The organism is Rhizobium sp. WSM4643 (assembly GCF_025152745.1).
GTDB classification, from domain to species: Bacteria; Pseudomonadota; Alphaproteobacteria; order Rhizobiales; family Rhizobiaceae; genus Rhizobium; species Rhizobium leguminosarum_I.
In genome coordinates this window covers 3,950,714-3,968,632 of record NZ_CP104040.1, presented here as the reverse complement: position 1 = coordinate 3,968,632, position 17,919 = coordinate 3,950,714, and the positions used below count along the sequence as shown (strand labels likewise).

Here is a 17,919-nt window from a genome sequence, read left to right as displayed (position 1 = left end):
TGATGACTGCCTGTTCTAAATTAAGAGTTGGAGCATGGTGTCGTCCGAAGACCGATCACACTTTTCGGCATCATGCTCTGCGCTGCAACCAGGCTTCGATGCCGCGCGCTGCCGCCCGGCCGGTCGCCAGGCAGGCGGTGAGGAGATAGCCGCCGGTCGGGGCTTCCCAGTCGAGCATCTCACCGGCAACGAAGGTGCCCGGCAGCGCGTTCAACATGTAGCTGTCGTCGATGCTGCTCCAGCGGATGCCGCCGGCCGAGGAGATCGCTTCGGCGATCGGGCGGGTTTCGATCACCGGCACCGATAGGGCCTTGATCATACCGGCGAGACGCTCGGGATCGGTCCGATCGCGCTCGGGAGCGAGTTCGCGCAACAGTGCCGCCTTGACGCCGTCGAGGCCGGCACCCTTGCGCAGGCGGTTTGAAAAGCTCGATTTGGCGTCCTGCCGGGCAAGGTCGCGGCTCAGCCTCTCGATGGTGCGGCCGGGTGCGAGGTCGAGCGTCAGGGCAGCGCCGCCGTGGTTCAGCAGCCGGTCGCGGAGGCTGGCGGTGTGGGCATAGATCAGGCTGCCCTCGATGCCGCTCCCGGTGATGACGAATTCGCCGGGAAACGTGCCGGCCTCGGATGTTGCGGTGACCGACTTTACCGGCTCGCCGGCGAAACGTTCGCTGAAGCTTCCGCTCCAGCCGACGGCGAAGCCGCAATTGGCGGGCTTGAAGGGTTCGATCTCGGCGCCTCTCTCCGATAGCCGAGCCAGCCAGCTTGCATCGGAGCCGAGGCGCGGCCAGCTTGCGCCGCCGAGCGCCAGCAGGGCTGCGTCGCAATGGACGATGCTGCGCCCTTCGGGCGTTTCGAAAGCATAACCATCTTCGGCAAACCCGCTCCAGCGGTGGCGGGTGCGCAGCGTGGCGCCCTGCGCCTCCAGTCGCCTGAGCCAAGCGCGCAGCAAAGGCGAGGCCTTCATCACCTTCGGGAACACCCGGCCGGACGAGCCGACGAAGGTCTCGGTCCCGAGCCCTGCTGCCCAATCCCTGATATCATCAGGGGTAAAAGCATCAAGAGCGGGGCGCAGACGGGCGGAGGCCGCGCCGAAGCGTGTGGTGAAACGGGCATAATCCTCGGAATGGGTGATGTTGAGACCCGACTTGCCGGCCAAGAGGAACTTGCGGGCGAAGGTCGGCATGGCGTCGTAGACCGTCACTGCATGACCGGAACGGGACAGCAGTTCGGCAGCCGCGAGGCCCGCCGGGCCGCCGCCGATGATCGCGATCCGCTTCTGGTTCATTGATGTCTTCGCCCGATTCTGTCTGCATTCAGTTTTGGCGCGGGCGCGGACCGCCTGCAAGGACGCGAGCGATCAGTGGTGCGGATGTGTGCACTGGCCGTGGTCGGCGAGCACCTCGATGACTCGGCATTGATCGACGCGGCCGTGGCCGCAGCCTTCCACCATGGTTTCCAGCTCGGCCTTCAGCGCCGTCAGGCTGCGGATGCGCTGCTCGACCTCGACGAGACGCGCCTTGGCGATGGCGTCGGCCGAGGCACAGGACTGGTACGGATCATCCTGCAGGGTGAGCAGCGTGCGGATCGCCTCGATCTCGAAGCCGAGTTCGCGGGCGTGGCGGATGAAGGCGAGACGGCTGATATCGGCAGGCTCGAAGGAACGCTGGTTACCCTCGCTGCGGCTCGGCGCCGCGAGCAGGCCTATGCTCTCATAATAACGAACCGTCGGCACCTTGACGCCGCTTTGGCGCGCAGCTTCACCAATGGTGATCTTTTTCATGATTTTCCTCTTGCACCTCTAGTCGCTAGAGGATGTAGGAGGGATGCTTCTGTTTGACAAGGAAGCGGATGATGGCTGAGAGCGAGACACGATACCGGGTTGGCGGCATGGATTGCGCCGGCTGCGCAACCAAGATCGATACGGCGGTCAGACGCGTGGCGGGTGTCGCCGATGTTTCCGTCTCGGTGATGGCGGGCACGATGACCGTCCGCCACGATGGCAGCAGCGATCTCAAGGTGATCGAGAGGAAGGTGACAGGGCTCGGCTATTCCGTCGCGCCGCTTGCTGGAAGCGCTGCGCCTGCGCATACCCAGGGCTCGCAGCATCGTCACGACCACGATCACGGCGATCATGCCGGCCATGATCACGGCTACGAAGGCCACGATCACGCAGGTCATGATCACGATCATGCAAACCACGATCATGCGAGCCATGACCATGACGGCGAAAAGGAAATCGAAGGCCTGCATGGGCACGACCATGCGCCGATGGCCGGTCCGTGGTGGCAGAGCAAGAAAGGCCGTCTGACCATTCTTGCGGGCGTGGCGCTCGTTGTCGCCTACGCCGTCGGCCATCTCGTGCCGGCGATTGCGTCCTATGCCTTCATCGTCGCCATGCTGATCGGGCTGGTGCCGATCGCGCGGCGCGCTATCATTGCCGCCCTATCAGGTACACCGTTCTCGATCGAGATGCTGATGACGATTGCCGCCGTCGGCGCCGTCATCATCAATGCCGGCGAAGAGGCGGCGACCGTCGTGTTCCTGTTCCTCGTCGGCGAGATGCTGGAAGGGGTGGCTGCCGGCAAGGCGCGCGAAAGCATCCAGTCGTTGGCGGGTCTGGTGCCGAAGAATGCGTTGCTCGAAGACAATGGGCAGACGCGGGAAGTGCCGGCAGAAAGCCTTGCCGTTGGCGCGACTATCATGGTTCGCCCTGGCGACCGTATCTCTGCGGACGGCATCATCATCTCAGGCGAGAGCGCGATCGACGAGGCGCCGGTGACGGGCGAAAGCACGCCGGTTCGCAAGGGCGTCGATGCCGTCGTTTTTGCCGGCACGGTCAATGGCGATGCGGTGCTCAGGGTTCGCGTCACGGCGGCGGCCGCCGACAACACCATCGCCCGTGTCGTCAAGCTGGTGGAGGAAGCGCAGGAATCGAAGGCGCCGACCGAACGCTTCATCGATCGGTTTTCGCGCTATTACACGCCCGGCGTGGTCGTGGTCGCAGCGCTGGTCGCGGTCGTTCCGCCGCTGCTGTTCGCTGGGCCATGGGGCGAATGGGTCTATAAGGGCCTTGCCATCCTTTTGATCGGCTGCCCCTGCGCGCTCGTCATTTCGACGCCGGCGGCAATTGCCGCCTCGCTTTCGACAGGTGCGCGGCGCGGGCTGCTGATGAAGGGCGGCGCGGTGCTGGAAACGCTCGGCAAGGTGACGATGGTCGCCTTCGACAAGACAGGCACGCTGACGGAAGGCAGGCCTCAGGTCACCGATATCATCTCCTTCGGATTGAGCGAGGCGCAGGTGCTGTCGCGCGCGGCGGTGCTGGAGCAAGGCTCCAGCCATCCGCTGGCGCTGGCGATCCTCAACCGCGCCAAGTCAGTCGGCGTTCCCGTGCCGCCGGCCCTCGAGCTGGAAGCGCTGGCGGGCAAGGGCGTCAGCGGCAAAGTCGGCGGCGAGACGCTGGACCTGCTGTCGCCGCCCGCCGCCCGTGAGCGCGGGGCGCTCAGTGCTGAACAGGATGCACGCATCGCGGCGCTGAACGACGAGGGCAAGAGCGTGTCGGTGCTGCTCGTCAACGGTGTTGCGGCCGGCCTGATCGCCATGCGCGACGAGCCGCGTGAGGATGCCGAGGCCGGGCTCGCTGCCCTCAAATCAGCAGGCATCAAGGCGATGATGTTGACGGGCGACAACAAGCGGACGGCAGCAGCCGTTGCCGGCATCCTTGGCATCGACTGGCGCGGCGAGATGATGCCGGAGGACAAGCAGCAGATCGTCGGCGAATTGAAGCGCCAGGGTTTCATCGTCGCCAAAGTCGGCGACGGCATCAACGATGCTCCGGCGCTGGCGGCTGCCGATATCGGCATTGCTATGGGCGGCGGCACCGATGTGGCGCTGGAGACGGCGGATGCCGCCGTGTTGCACGGACGCGTTAGCGATGTGGCGCGGATGATCGAACTTTCCAAACGCACGATGCGCAACATCCTGCAGAACATCACCATCGCCCTCGGATTGAAGGCGGTGTTTCTGGTGACGACGATCGCCGGCATCACCGGGCTCTGGCCGGCGATCCTCGCCGATACCGGCGCCACCGTGCTGGTGACGATCAACGCGCTGAGGCTGCTTCGGATAAAAATATAACTTTTCTGACTTCCTCCTCCGGCGCTCGTCACCGGCGGGATGTGCCATCGACGATTCGAGCCAGATCTCGAATCGAAAATCGCGGGACCGGCCATAGGTCGGCTCTCATCGTGGGGGCTCCCAGGAACGTAGCGATTTCAAACCTGTCGTAACGCAATGCACAAACCATCCGTTGACGCGAATTTGGATTGGCGTACTATATCTAGTGTTCGAGGTTCCATCGATTCGTGAGGATCGGTGGCTAAGACGGGAATACGGTGCGCCTCGCCATCATGGCGCGGCAATGCCGGAGCTGCCCCCGCAACTGTAAGCGGCGAGCAACTGTCCGATTTCAGGTCACTGGAGCATGACGCTCCGGGAAGGCTGGGCAGGCGCTTTGACCCGTGAGCCAGGAGACCTGCCTCGAACGAAACGTCCACGGGCGGGGTGTCCGGAAGGTCGCGTTGCGTTGCTGCGGGGAATCTCCGCATCGCGTTTCGCAGGCCCGAGCCTCCGCCCCCGAAACCTTCGCATTGAGCCACTTCGGGGTGAAGTCATGTCAGTATCTCAGTTCAGGCCGCCACCCGCTAGACGTAGACGGCGGAGCTGAACAGCCGCATAGCTCAAATCACCAGAGATTTTTCGACGGATATCGGCAGATTTCCGATCGATCTCCTGCGTCCCAATCGCATCACGAGGAATATCATGACCATTACCGTCTACAGCAAGCCTGCCTGCGTCCAGTGCATCGCCACCTACCGTGCCCTCGACCGGTTGGGTGTCGATTATGACATCGTCGATATCTCTGAGGATGCCGAAGCGCTCGATCGTGTCCGCAGCCTCGGCTACATGCAGGCGCCTGTCGTCATCGCCGGCGAGCAGCATTGGGCGGGCTTCCGCCCTGACATGATCAGCGCGCTCTCCTGATCGAGAAAAGCGATGGGCCTGATCGTCTATTATTCCAGCCGATCCGAGAACACCCATCGGTTCGTCGCCAAGCTCGGACTGCGCGCAACGCGCATTCCGCCAAGTGGCGCTGACGCGTTCCATATCCGCGAACCCTTCGTGCTTGTTGTGCCGACCTATAGCGGCGACGGCGGCAAGGGTGCCGTTCCCAAGCAGGTGATCCGTTTCCTCAACGATGCGGAAAACCGAGGACACATCCGCGGCGTGATTGCCGCGGGCAACAGCAATTTCGGCGAGACATACGGGCTCGCCGGCGACGTCATCTCGCAGAAATGCCAGGTGCCTTACCTCTACAGGTTCGAGCTGCTGGGCACGGAAGCGGATGTCGCCAACGTCAAACACGGACTGGAACGGTTTTGGACACGGGAACAACTCTGACGCGGGATGCGGGCGCAAAACCGCATAACACTTTTGCTCATCCCGCCGGCGAACGCCCTTTGAAAGCGGCGGAAACGCTCGACTATCACGCGCTGAATGCGATGCTGAACCTCTATGACGATGAGGGACGGATCCAGCTCGACAAGGATCGAATGGCTGCCAAGCAGTATTTCCTGCAGCATGTGAACCAGAATACGGTGTTCTTTCACAACCTTCGGGAAAAGCTCGATTACCTCGTGACCGAGGGCTATTACGAGCAGGAGGTTCTCGATCAGTATTCCTTCAATTTCGTGCGCGACCTGTTCGACCAGGCCTATGCCAAGAAATTCCGTTTCCCGACCTTCCTCGGCGCCTTCAAATACTACACCAGCTATACGCTGAAGACCTTCGACGGAAAGCGCTATCTCGAGCGCTATGAGGACCGCATTTGCATGGTAGCGCTGGCCTTGGCGCGCGGCGACGAGACCCTTGCCCGCGGCATGGTGGAGGAGATCATTTCCGGCCGCTTCCAGCCGGCGACGCCGACCTTCCTCAATGCCGGCAAGAAGCAGCGCGGCGAACTGGTTTCCTGCTTCCTGCTGCGCGTTGAGGACAATATGGAATCGATTGGCCGGTCGATCAATTCGGCGCTGCAATTGTCGAAGCGTGGTGGCGGCGTGGCGCTGTCATTGACGAACATCCGCGAGGCGGGCGCGCCGATCAAACATATCGAGAACCAATCGTCAGGCATCATCCCGGTGATGAAGCTGCTCGAAGACAGTTTCTCCTATGCCAACCAGCTCGGCGCGCGCCAGGGCGCGGGGGCCGTCTATCTCAATGCCCACCACCCCGATATCATGCGCTTCCTCGATACCAAGCGCGAAAATGCCGACGAGAAGATCCGCATCAAGACGCTGTCGCTCGGCGTCGTCGTGCCGGACATCACCTTCGAACTGGCGAGGAACAATGAGGACATGTACCTGTTCTCGCCCTATGACGTAGAGCGCGTCTATGGTGTGCCCTTCACCGAGATTTCGGTGACGGAAAAGTACCGCGAGATGGCGGACGACGCCCGCATCTCCAAGAAGAAGATCAAGGCGCGCGAATTCTTCCAGGTGCTTGCCGAAATCCAGTTCGAGAGCGGCTATCCCTACATCATGTTCGAGGACACGGTGAACCGGGCGAACCCGATCGCCGGGCGCATCTCGATGAGCAATCTCTGCTCGGAGATCCTGCAGGTGAGCGAGGCCAGCGAATATCATGACGACCTCTCCTACAAACATCTCGGCAAGGACATTTCCTGCAATCTCGGCTCGCTGAATATCGCCGCGGCAATGGATTCGGCCGATTTCGGCAAGACGATCGAAACCTCGATCCGGGCGCTGACGGCTGTTTCCGACATGAGCCACATCTCCTCGGTCCCCTCGATCGAGAAGGGCAATGACGAGAGCCATGCGATCGGCCTCGGTCAGATGAACCTGCACGGTTATCTCGCCCGCGAACACATCTTCTACGGCTCCGTGGAAGGCGTCGATTTCACCAATATCTATTTCTATACGGTGACCTATCACGCAGTCCGCGCCTCGAACCTTTTGGCGGTCGAACGCGGCACGAGCTTCAAGGGCTTCGAAAACTCGAAATATGCCTCCGGCGAATATTTCGACAAATATACCGACCGGCTCTGGGAGCCGGCGACGGAGACGGTGAGGGCGCTGTTCGAGACCTCAGGCATTCACATTCCGACGCAGGAAGACTGGGCCGCATTGAAGACGGCGGTGATGGCCTCCGGCCTCTATAACCAGAACCTGCAGGCGGTGCCGCCGACGGGCTCGATCTCCTATATCAACCACTCGACCTCCTCGATCCATCCGATCGTCTCGAAGATCGAGATCCGCAAGGAGGGCAAGATCGGCCGCGTCTACTATCCGGCGCCGTTCATGACCAACGACAATCTCGACTATTATCAGGACGCCTATGAGATCGGGCCGGAGAAGATCATCGACACCTATGCGGCGGCGACCCAGCATGTCGACCAGGGCCTGTCGCTGACCTTGTTCTTCCGCGATACGGCAACGACGCGCGACATCAACAAGGCGCAGATCCACGCCTGGAAGAAGGGCATCAAGACGATCTACTACATCCGCCTTCGCCAGATGGCGCTGTCCGGCACCGAGGTGCAGGGCTGCGTGTCTTGTACGCTGTGATTTGATTTCGGGCGCGAGCCAGAAGCCCCCTCACCCTAACCCTCTCCCCGCTGGGGAGAGGGGACTTGGTTGGGGATGACGCTGCCACAAGTCTCTTCTCCCCAGCGGGGAGAAGGTGCCGGCAGGCGGATGAGGGGGCGCCCAGACATATTCCTCAAGAGGGACGACCTAATGAACATGCAAATCAAACCCGCCTCCCGCGTGCGCGCCATCAATTGGAACCGCATCGAGGACGACAAGGATATCGAGGTCTGGAACCGGCTCACCGGCAATTTCTGGCTGCCGGAAAAGGTGCCGCTTTCCAACGACATTCCCTCCTGGGCAACGTTGACGGCGGCCGAGCAGCAGTTGACCATCCGCGTCTTCACCGGATTGACGTTGCTCGACACGATCCAGAACGGCGTCGGTTCCATCCGGCTGATGGAAGATGCGGTAACGCCGCATGAGGAGGCGGTGCTTTCCAACGTCTCCTTCATGGAGGCGGTGCATGCGCGCTCCTATTCCTCGATCTTCTCGACGCTGTGCTCGACGCCCGATGTCGACGATGCCTATCGCTGGTCGGAGGAGAACGAATTCCTGCAGCGGAAATCGGCGCTGATCATGGAGCAGTATCGCTCCGGCAATACGTTGAAGAAGAAGGTTGCGAGCGTCTTCCTCGAAAGCTTCCTGTTCTATTCCGGATTCTACCTGCCGATGTACTGGTCGAGCCGTGCCAAGCTGACCAACACGGCCGACATGATCCGGCTGATCATCCGCGACGAAGCGGTGCACGGCTATTATATCGGCTACAAGTTCCAGCGCGGGCTGGAACGCCTCTGCGACGAGCGGAAGCAGGAGATCAAGGATTTCGCCTTCGAGCTGCTGCTCGAGCTCTATGACAACGAGGCGAAATATACCGAGGCGCTCTATGACGGCGTCGGGCTGACCGAGGACGTCAAGAAATTCCTGCACTACAATGCCAACAAGGCGCTGATGAACCTTGGCTATGAGGCGCTGTTCCCGGCCGAGGCCTGCAAGGTCAATCCGGCGATCCTGTCGGCGCTTTCGCCGAATGCGGACGAGAACCACGACTTCTTCTCCGGCTCCGGTTCCTCCTATGTCATCGGCAAGGCGGTCGCGACGGAGGACGAGGACTGGGATTTCTGAGGCTTGATCGCCGTCTGCCTCTTATCATTTGCTCTCTGATCGCCCACATTCAGCGGAAACTAAATTCGGTCCTCGCCGATGATGCGGCATAGCGGGAGTTTTTGATGTCGTCTATTTTGAACAAGGCCGGGCCTGCTGTCGAAGCGGACGAAGGCGTCTGGCCGATCCGCAGAAGACGGATTCTCGACTGGCTGGTGAACGAGACGCGCGGCGAGCGGTTCATCGACAATATCCTGGTGGAGATGTGCGAGAAGCTTTTGGCATCAGGAGTCCCGGTGGCGCGGGCGACATTGCATTTCAGGACGAACCATCCGCAATGGGTCGGTGCCCGCATTCTCTGGAAAGAAGGCCTGGCGGAAGCGAAGATCGACACATTTGCCTATGGTGTCGAAAATACGCCGGAGTTCCTGAACAGTCCCGTCAACGCGATCCATCAGGGTGCGGAGGAGGTGCGCAGACAGCTGGAAGGCACAGCCAACGGCGACGAGGATTCATTCTATCAGGAATTGCGCGACGACGGCCTCACGGAGTATATCGCCTGGCCCCTCGAGCATACTTTCGGCAAACGGCACGTCGCGACATTTTCCACCCGCCGGCCCGGCGGTTTTACCAGCGAGCACGTCGATTTCCTGCGGGACCTGCTGCCGGCCCTGACTCTCGTCAGCGAAATCCGGCTGAAGAACATCATGGCCCGCACGCTGCTGCAGACTTATGTCGGACCGCATGCGAGCGAACAGATCCTGTCAGGCGTCACGACGCGCGGCAGCGGTGCGACCGTTGGTGCGGCCATCATGATCTGCGACCTGCGCGACTTTACGGCGATCTCCGATCTCTGGCCGCGCGACGATGTCATCCACCTGCTCAACGACTATTTCGACGCCATGTCCGATCCGATAGAGCGGCATGGCGGGGAGATCCTGAAGTTCATGGGAGACGGATTGCTGGCGATCTTCCCATTGAGCAAGGACACGGCCTGTCATGATCTGCTGCAGGCGATCCGCGAAGGGCAGGCGTTGATGGCGCAATTGAACCAGCAATATGCGGGCAACGGACGCGAACCGCTGCGCTATGGCGTCGGCGTGCATGTCGGCGACGTTATGTACGGCAATATCGGCTCGCGCCGGCGGCTGGATTTCACCGTCATCGGCCCTGCGGTCAATGTCGCCTCTCGGCTGGAAACCTTGACCAAGGAGGTCAAGCGTCCAGTGCTCTTGTCGCGGGCCTTCGTCGAAATGGCGGACTGCGCGAAGGACATGGATAGCCTCGGCACTTTCCCGCTGCGCGGGCTTGGAGAGCCCGTCGATGTTTTTGCCTTTCCGGAGCGTGTTGCCGCATAGTTTTCAGTGCAGGCAGGCTCATACGCCTCGCTTGTTTCCCCAGAGCAGCACGTGCAATTGGGGCAGTACGCGTACCGAAAACCATTGGTCGGCCGTCACCTTATCGACAAGCCAGTGCATCCGATCCATCACGCCGTCGATATCAATGCGTGCGTCATCGTCATCGGGCGGCGGCGGCGTATGATTGCCGGGCTGAAGGAACAAGGGAATTTGGGGATAGCGCTGCCCCGCCCCTTGGGCGAATTCGTAGTCGGCATCGTCGAAAATGACAATCTTCAGCATGACTTCCGGTCCGTCGGCGGCCAATTGAAGACAGTGATCCACCTGGTCCCAATCCGTCAGCATTCCGCTTGATGGCGGTTTGGGGCTGACGACCAGGACGTCGAGATCGCGAAACCATGCCTGGGCTACGCTTCCCTGTGTTTCCAAGGCGAAGCGATATCCTTGGGAATGGCCAAGTTCGATAAGCGGCTTTAAGGGCTGAATCGCCGGATTGCCGCCGGAAAGGGAAACCGTCAGTGGCTTTCCCCCGGAGAGTTCGGTGACTTTATGCCAGATCGCCTCAGTGGACATGGGAATCCATTGATCCCGGAATGCGCTGTCGACCGCGTGAAGACTGTCGCACCAGGAACACCGATAGTCACAGCCGCCTGTCCTCACGAACACAGTCGGCAGCCCGATCAAAGCACCTTCACCCTGTATGGTCGGGCCAAAGATTTCGCTGACGCGAATGCTCCCCACGCTCACGGCCTGTACTCCGCCCAGGTTTTAGGGGTCTCGCTGACGCGAACGGACGATGTCTCCGGGAAGCGCTGTTTGCACCAGTCGTAAAAGTGCCTTGCCAGGAACTCCGACGTAACTTTCGAATGGCCGAAGACATCGTTCAGGTGACGATGATCGAAAGTTTCGTCGATATAGCGTTTGAGCGGCGAGAGGTCGTGATAGTCACGGACGAAGCCATCATCATTCAGGTTTTCCGCAGCCAGTTCGACGACGACGACGTAGTTGTGACCGTGGAGCCGAGCACATTGATGGTCGACAGGCAGGTGATCCAATTGATGGGAGGCGGAGAGATGAAACTCCTTGGTGATGCGGTACATCAACGCACCTCCGTGGCCGAGTATCGCGACACGGCCGCTCTCCAAAAGTCCGGGTCTTCGTACTCCGTGGGATCGGGAACATTGGCAAGATGGAACGCTTCGCGGCGTTCCACGCAGGTTCCGCAGCGCCCACAGTGAAGTTCGCCGCCTTTGTAGCAGGACCAGGTTTCCGAAAACGGCGTGCCGTGTTTTTCGCCGTCAACAACGATCGCGGCTTTGGAAACATCGACGTAGGGGGCCAGCAGTTTCACGCTGGCATAACCGTCCAGCGCTTCGTTCTGCATGCGCTGGAAGGCATCGATGAAGCCAGGCCGGCAGTCCGGATAGATGAAGTGGTCGCCGCCATGCACGGCGACGGCAACGGCATCTGCTTTTTGCGCCGCAGCTAGACCGAATGCGATTGCCAGCATGATGGCATTGCGGTTGGGCACGACGGTGGCTTTCATGGTTTCCTCGGCGTAGTGGCCATCCGGAACCTCGACATTGTCTGTCAGGGCCGATCCGCTGAGATGGCCGCCGATGCCGGCGATGTCGATGATATGATGGGGAACGGAGAGGCGTAAGGCACATCTGGCGGCGAAGTCGAGTTCCTTGCGATGCCGTTGGCCGTAGTCGAAGGAGACGAGACCGATAAGTTGTTTTTCCGTCGCTACCTTATGAGCAAGCGAAACGGAGTCCAGTCCGCCGGAGCAGACGACGATGGTTTTCATATTTTGGATCCCTTGTTTTGACCGGGTGGGCTGCGACCGGATTACGCGGTGCTTCTAGGACAAATCACGCGTCATGGAAACAGTTTTGAAGCGTGAGCGTCATTAAACGATGAGATGACATTGATTTCACGGCGGTGGCTTCGGGGTGCTAGCGCCTCCCATAGCCGAGTAGCCTAACCGATCGGAAAGTTGATCTGCGGCGGCAGCAGGAGCTGCAGATCCTCGGCGTCCGGATTGCTGATGCGCTGCAGCAGCATGCGTCCCAGATCCTCGCCGGCCGCCGTCAGGTCCTCGTGGATAGTGTCGACCTTCGGCTGCAGCTGGGTGAGAAGGCGGGACGTCTCCTTTGCGACGATATCGTAATCGACGGCGAGTATGCGGCCGGCATCGCTCATGCCGCTGATGACGGCGAGCGCCGAAACTTCGCCGGGACAGATGAAACCATCAGGAGCATCCGGGGCATCAGCGCGGCTGCGGATGAAGTCGCGCAGCACGTCTGCCGGTGTATCGAGATCGACTGCCTCGGGGATTTCATAGGCAATGCCTGCCTCCCGCACCGCCGTCATGAAGCCGTGCAGGATATGCTGGCAGAAGGTCAACCGTTTTGGCGGCAGGATCACCATTACCTTTTTGCGGCCCTTGGCGATCAGCCGGCGCGCCGCCTCATAGGCAAAGGTGAAATTGTCGTAGTCGACATAGGGGTGCGGCGTCGAAAATTCGGTGCGGCCGTGGCAGACAAAGGGAAAGCCGGTTTCGAGCAGCAGGCGGACGCGGGCATCGAGCGGTTCGGTGCGCGTGAAGATCAGCCCGTCGGCGAGATGGTTGCGGATGATGTATTCGGCGGCCTCGATATCGGTCGTCGACAGGAAGTTCGGGGCGACGACAAGATGGTAGGAGGTCTCCTTCAGCGCCTTGGCGATGCCGTACATGATCGAGGTACTGAAACCGACCACTTCCTCGTGCGAATCGAGCAAGATGGCGATGACGTTGGTGCGGCCGGTCTTCAGACGTTGCGCGGCGCGGTCGGGGAGGTAGCCGATCTCGCGGGCGATGCGGTGCACCCGTTGACGGGTCTCGAGCGAAATCTGCGGCGCATCGGAAAGCGCCCGTGACACCGTCGTCACCGCAAGGCCGGCGATCGTGGCGATCGTTCGCAAGGTCGGCTTGCCGCGCTTATGCGTGATATCGAGATTTTCGCCGCGCTGCGGTCGGGACGGTTCGGTCACCCTTGGTTTTCCATGCTGGATTTGCCGACACAATAACACGACGTTTTCAGCAAGCAATCGACGAATGAAAACGTTTTAAATTTCAGCGTTTTGTTAGTCACGAATATAATTCGTAGCAAATTCAATATAATGGCGAAATAGCTATATTTTTCTCGACTGTCGAGAGAGGCTTGACGGCCAATGACTTATAACGTTTTAAATTAGCAACCGCGCGGAGGAGTGCGGCCGTATGCTGACCGCTGCAAGAGCGGGAGGCATCGGGCGGCAGGGAGGTCCCGCCGCCGATTTGCAAACGGGAGGAAATTCATGCGCAAGTTTTTGAGCTCGGCAGCTGTTGCTGTCGTGATGATGGCTGGCCTCAGTGCGGCCCACGCCGCCGATGTCAAGGAAGTACAGATGCTGCACTGGTGGACGTCGGGCGGCGAGGCAGCGGCGCTGAACGTTCTGAAGCAGGATCTTTCGAAGGAAGGGTATGCCTGGAAGGACGTGCCGGTGGCCGGCGGTGGCGGCGATGCGGCGATGACGGCGCTGAAGGCGATGGTGGCGGCCGGCACCTATCCGACGGCCTCGCAGATGCTCGGCTATACCGTGCTCGATTATGCCCAGGCCGGCGTCATGGGCGATCTGACGGAGACGGCCAAGAAGGAAGGCTGGGACAAGTCGGTTCCGGCGGCCCTGCAGAAGTTCTCGGTCTATGACGGCAAGTGGGTCGCAGCCCCCGTCAACGTCCATTCGGTCAACTGGCTGTGGATCAACAAGGCTGTCATGGACAAGATCGGCGGCACCCAGCCGAAGACCTTCGACGAACTGATCGCACTGCTCGACAAGGCTAAGGCCGCCGGCGTCATCCCGCTGGCGCTTGGCGGCCAGAATTGGCAGGAGGCGACGATGTTCGATTCCATCGTGCTGTCGACCGGCGGGCCTGAGTTCTACAAGAAGGCCTTCAACGACCTCGACGAGGAATCGCTGAAGTCCGACACGATGAAGAAGTCCTTCGATAACCTGGCCACGATCATCAAATATGTCGACCCGAACTTCTCGGGCCGCGACTGGAACCTGGCGACCGCCATGGTCATCAAGGGTGACGCGCTGGTGCAGGTGATGGGCGACTGGGCCAAGGGCGAATTCGTCGCCGCCAAGAAGAAGCCTAACACCGACTTCCTGTGCTACCGCTTCCCCGGCACCGACGGCAGCGTGGTCTACAACTCCGACATGTTCGGCATGTTCAACGTTCCCGACGACCGCAAGGCGGCGCAGGTGGCGCTGGCGAAGGCAACGCTGTCGAAGAGCTTCCAGTCGGCCTTCAACGTCGTCAAGGGTTCGGTGCCGGCTCGTACCGACGTTCCCGATACCGACTTCGACGCTTGCGGCAAGAAGGGCATCGCCGATCTGAAGGCAGCCAACGAGGGCGGCACGCTGTTCGGCTCGCTGGCGCAAGGCTACGGCGCCCCGCCGCGGCGATTGCCAATGCCTACAAGGATGTCGTCTCGAAGTTCGTCCACGGTCAGATCAAGACCTCCGACGAAGCCGTCAAGCAGCTCGTCCAGGCGATCGACGACGCCCGCTGAGACCAGGTGTGATGACAATGCTTCCCCGCATCTCGCGGGGAAGCTTCAGACCCCAACGATCCTATGACGGCGATCACATCGTGACCGATCAGGCGGGGGCGGTCGGCAAAGCCGATCATGCGGGAAGGGAGGAGATTTTATGAGCACCGTTGCGACCACCGATCCGGTTCTGACGCCGCGGCAATCGACGGCGATCTCGTTGCGGGGCCGGCTGCAGGATGCGCTGCCGAAGATCGTCTTGGCGCCGAGCTTCGTCATCACCATCATCTTCGTCTACGGCTTCATCGTCTGGACGGCCTATCTGTCGTTCACCAATTCCAAGACCTTTCCCTCCTATGCGCTGACCGGCGCACGCGCCTATCAGCGGCTGTGGCGCTGGACCTTCGAGAGCGATCCGCCGTCGTCCTGGTACACCTCGATCACCAACATGGCGATCTTCGGCTTCCTCTATATCGGCATCTGCCTGGCGCTCGGCCTGTTTCTCGCCATCCTGCTCGACCAGAAGATCCGCGGCGAGGGTCTGCTCCGACCGATCTTCCTCTATCCGATGGCGCTTTCGTTCATCGTCACCGGCGTTGCCTGGAAATGGTTCCTCGATCCCGGCCTCGGGCTGGAACAGACGCTGCACCATTTCGGCTGGACCAGTTTCCACTTCGACTGGATCAAGAACAAGGACTTCGTCATCTATACCGTCGTCATTGCCGGCGTCTGGCAGGCGTCGGGCTTCGTCATGGCGATGTTCCTGGCGGGCTTACGCGGTATCGACGGCGAGATCATGAAGGCCGCCCAGATCGATGGCGCCTCGCCATTCCAGCTTTATCGGCGCATCGTCATTCCGCTGCTGCGGCCGATCTTTCTCTCGGCCTTCATCGTGCTCGCCCATATGGCGATCAAGTCCTACGACCTGGTGGTGGCGCTGACCTCCGGCGGTCCCGGCGGCTCGGCCTGGCTGCCGTCCAACTTCATGTATGAATACACCTTCAAGCGCAACGAAATGGCCGTCGGCTCGGCCAGCGCCATCATCATGCTGATGACCATCTCGGCGATCATCGTTCCCTATCTCTATTCCGAACTGAAGGAGAAGGCGCGATGAGCAGCGTGACCTCTTCAACCCAGACCTTGGCAGCAACCTCGACTGCAACGCTGCCACAGGCCCGCGACAACAGGAATGACAACACCCGCTGGATCGGCCGCACCGTCATCTACGGCCTGCTGCTGATCTTCGCCGTCCTCTATCTGATGCCGCTCTTCGTCATGCTGACGACCTCGTTCAAGACCATGGACGAGATCCAGAACGGCAACATGCTGGCGCTGCCGCAAGCGCCGACCTTCGATCCCTGGATCAAGGCCTGGGGCGAGACCTGCGTCGGGCTGACCTGCGCCGGCATCAAGGGCTACTTCTGGAACTCGATCAAGATGGTGGTGCCGGCGGTCGCGATCTCCACCATCATGGGGGCGCTGAACGGTTATGTGCTGACCAAATGGCGCTTTCCCGGCCACACGCTGGTGTTCGGGCTGATGCTGTTTGCCTGCTTCATTCCGTTCCAGTCGGTGCTGCTGCCGATGGCAACGATCCTCGGCTCGCTCGGCCGCTTCGGCGCCACACTGCAGAACGCCACGGGTTTGAGCTTCGGCTTCGGCAATCCGACGGTCAATCTGGTCTTCGTCCATGTCGTCTATGGCCTCGGCTTCACGACGCTGTTCTTCCGCAATTTCTACGAGGCCTTTCCGACCGAGCTGGTCCGGGCCGCCCAGGTCGATGGCGCCAGCTTCTTCCAGATCTTCCGCCGCATCATGCTGCCGAACTCGCTGCCGATCATCGTCGTCACGGTGATCTACCAGTTCACCAATATCTGGAACGACTTCCTGTTTGCCTCGGCTTACGCCGGCACCGGCGAATCCATGCCGATGACGGTGGCGCTGAACAATGTCGTCAACACCTCGACGGGCGTCGTCGAATACAATGTCAACATGGCGGCGGCGATGATTGCCGCCGTGCCGACGCTCATCGTCTATATCCTCGCCGGCCGCTACTTCGTGCGCGGTCTGATGGCGGGCGCTGTCAAAGGGTAATCCATGGCCTTCCTCGAAATCTCCGGTCTCAAAAAGCGCTTCGGCGCCGTCGACATTCTCAAGGGGATCGACCTCGAACTCGAAAAGGGCGGCTTTCTCGTGCTGGTCGGCCCGTCCGGCTGCGGCAAGTCCACCCTGCTCAACACCATTGCCGGGCTGGAGACGATCACCTCCGGCGATATCAGGATCGACGGGCGCGACATCAGCGGTCTGCATCCTTCCAAGCGCGACATCGCCATGGTGTTCCAGTCCTATGCGCTCTATCCGAACATGACGGTGGCGGGCAACATCGCCTTCGGCATGGAGATCCGCGGCGTGCCGAAGGAGGAGCGGGCCAGGGCGATCGCCCAGGTCTCCGACATGCTGCAGATCGGCCATCTGCTCGACCGCAAGCCGAGCCAGCTCTCCGGCGGCCAGCGCCAGCGTGTCGCCATGGGAAGGGCGCTGGTGCGCAATCCGCAGGTCTTCCTGTTCGACGAGCCGCTCTCCAATCTCGACGCCAAGCTGCGCGTCGACATGCGCACCGAGATCAAGCGGCTGCATCAGCGCATGGGCACCACCTTCGTCTATGTCACCCATGACCAGATCGAGGCGATGACGCTGGCGACCAAGATCGCCGTGTTGAAGGACGGCGTGCTGCAGCAGTTCGGCACGCCGGCCGAGATCTATAACAGCCCCTCCAACATCTTCGTTGCCGACTTCATGGGATCGCCGGCGATGAACCTCTTGACCGCCACCGTCGAAAACGGCGCCGGCGGTCTCGAAGTCTCGCTGGAGCGGCCGAATGCCGCCCCGCTCAGGCTCCCGGTCATCTCAGGCAATCACGGCCTGACCGCCTATACCGGCAGACAGGTGATCTTCGGCATCCGCCCCGAGGCCTTGACCGATCCCGATGGCGCCGACCGCAAGGCGCGCGCGCTGACCGAGGGCGATTGCCTGATCGAGGTGGTCGAACCGGCCGGCTCCGACACCTTCGCCGTCACCAAGCTCGGCGGCAAATCCGTCGTCGCCCGCCTGCGCGCCGATACCGGCATCGCTCCCGGACAACAAACCCGCCTGGCCTTCAATCTCGACAAGGCCGTGTTCTTCGATCCGGCGAGCCAGGCGCGGATCGCGTGA

General features: G+C 61.1%; 15 protein-coding genes, 1 pseudogene and 1 riboswitch. Of the genes and pseudogenes, 10 read left to right on the top strand and 6 right to left on the bottom strand.

Annotation, left to right across the window (positions count from 1 at the left end; genetic code table 11):
* Nucleotides 1–70: 70 nt before the first annotated feature.
* Nucleotides 71–1,285, bottom strand: a complete 1,215-nt coding sequence (locus N1937_RS19640; RefSeq protein ID WP_017968028.1) for a TIGR03862 family flavoprotein — start codon at nt 1,283–1,285, stop codon at nt 71–73.
* 72 nt (nt 1,286–1,357) lie between these two features.
* On the bottom strand, nt 1,358–1,780 hold the full coding sequence (locus N1937_RS19635) for a MerR family transcriptional regulator (RefSeq protein WP_017968027.1): 423 nt from the start codon (nt 1,778–1,780) through the stop codon (nt 1,358–1,360).
* Nucleotides 1,781–1,851: 71 nt separating this feature from the next.
* Here N1937_RS19635 and N1937_RS19630 point away from each other — a divergent pair, with 71 nt between their 5' ends.
* The 6 genes from N1937_RS19630 (at nt 1,852) to N1937_RS19605 (ending at nt 10,123) form a co-directional block, all read left to right on the top strand.
* The gene (locus N1937_RS19630) at nt 1,852–4,134 is read left to right on the top strand and encodes a heavy metal translocating P-type ATPase (RefSeq protein WP_260056802.1); all 2,283 of its coding nucleotides are present in this window, start codon (nt 1,852–1,854) and stop codon (nt 4,132–4,134) included.
* A gap of 195 nt (nt 4,135–4,329) precedes the next feature.
* Nucleotides 4,330–4,553, top strand: a riboswitch (cobalamin riboswitch).
* A 265-nt stretch (nt 4,554–4,818) separates the two neighbouring features.
* Complete coding sequence (gene nrdH / locus N1937_RS19625) at nt 4,819–5,040, top strand: glutaredoxin-like protein NrdH (protein ID WP_260056801.1); 222 nt, start codon at nt 4,819–4,821, stop codon at nt 5,038–5,040.
* 12 nt (nt 5,041–5,052) lie between these two features.
* Nucleotides 5,053–5,457, top strand: a complete 405-nt coding sequence (nrdI, locus tag N1937_RS19620) for a class Ib ribonucleoside-diphosphate reductase assembly flavoprotein NrdI (protein WP_260056800.1) — start codon at nt 5,053–5,055, stop codon at nt 5,455–5,457.
* Entirely contained in the window at nt 5,436–7,640 is a 2,205-nt protein-coding gene (nrdE, locus tag N1937_RS19615; protein ID WP_260056799.1) for a class 1b ribonucleoside-diphosphate reductase subunit alpha, read from the top strand. Before nrdI ends, nrdE begins: the two co-directional genes overlap by 22 nt.
* 171 nt (nt 7,641–7,811) lie before the next feature.
* Nucleotides 7,812–8,786, top strand: coding sequence for a class 1b ribonucleoside-diphosphate reductase subunit beta (gene nrdF, locus N1937_RS19610; RefSeq protein WP_260056798.1), 975 nt, complete (start codon nt 7,812–7,814; stop codon nt 8,784–8,786).
* Nucleotides 8,787–8,890: 104 nt separating this feature from the next.
* Nucleotides 8,891–10,123: an adenylate/guanylate cyclase domain-containing protein gene (locus N1937_RS19605; protein WP_260056797.1), complete on the top strand. Its 1,233-nt coding sequence runs from the start codon at nt 8,891–8,893 to the stop codon at nt 10,121–10,123.
* Between the two features lie 18 nt (nt 10,124–10,141).
* Here the strand turns inward: N1937_RS19605 and queE are convergent, their stop codons facing one another.
* From queE to N1937_RS19585, 4 genes are all read right to left on the bottom strand, one after another.
* Nucleotides 10,142–10,870, bottom strand: a complete 729-nt coding sequence (queE, locus tag N1937_RS19600) for a 7-carboxy-7-deazaguanine synthase QueE (RefSeq protein ID WP_260056796.1) — start codon at nt 10,868–10,870, stop codon at nt 10,142–10,144.
* Complete coding sequence (gene queD / locus N1937_RS19595; protein ID WP_260056795.1) at nt 10,867–11,223, bottom strand: 6-carboxytetrahydropterin synthase QueD; 357 nt, start codon at nt 11,221–11,223, stop codon at nt 10,867–10,869. Before queD ends, queE begins: the two co-directional genes overlap by 4 nt.
* Nucleotides 11,223–11,933: a 7-cyano-7-deazaguanine synthase QueC gene (queC, locus tag N1937_RS19590; protein ID WP_260056794.1), complete on the bottom strand. Its 711-nt coding sequence runs from the start codon at nt 11,931–11,933 to the stop codon at nt 11,223–11,225. The genes queD and queC overlap by 1 nt, the downstream gene beginning before the upstream one ends.
* 173 nt (nt 11,934–12,106) lie before the next feature.
* Nucleotides 12,107–13,159: a LacI family DNA-binding transcriptional regulator gene (locus N1937_RS19585; RefSeq protein WP_260056793.1), complete on the bottom strand. Its 1,053-nt coding sequence runs from the start codon at nt 13,157–13,159 to the stop codon at nt 12,107–12,109.
* Between the two features lie 306 nt (nt 13,160–13,465).
* Between N1937_RS19585 and N1937_RS19580 the strand changes: the two are divergent.
* From N1937_RS19580 to N1937_RS19565, 4 genes and pseudogenes are all read left to right on the top strand, one after another.
* Nucleotides 13,466–14,727 (top strand): annotated as a pseudogene (locus tag N1937_RS19580) (ABC transporter substrate-binding protein).
* A 139-nt stretch (nt 14,728–14,866) separates the two neighbouring features.
* Complete coding sequence (locus N1937_RS19575) at nt 14,867–15,820, top strand: carbohydrate ABC transporter permease (protein ID WP_130771960.1); 954 nt, start codon at nt 14,867–14,869, stop codon at nt 15,818–15,820.
* Complete coding sequence (locus N1937_RS19570; RefSeq protein ID WP_260056792.1) at nt 15,817–16,800, top strand: carbohydrate ABC transporter permease; 984 nt, start codon at nt 15,817–15,819, stop codon at nt 16,798–16,800. Before N1937_RS19575 ends, N1937_RS19570 begins: the two co-directional genes overlap by 4 nt.
* 3 nt (nt 16,801–16,803) lie before the next feature.
* On the top strand, nt 16,804–17,919 hold the full coding sequence (locus tag N1937_RS19565; RefSeq protein ID WP_260056791.1) for an ABC transporter ATP-binding protein: 1,116 nt from the start codon (nt 16,804–16,806) through the stop codon (nt 17,917–17,919).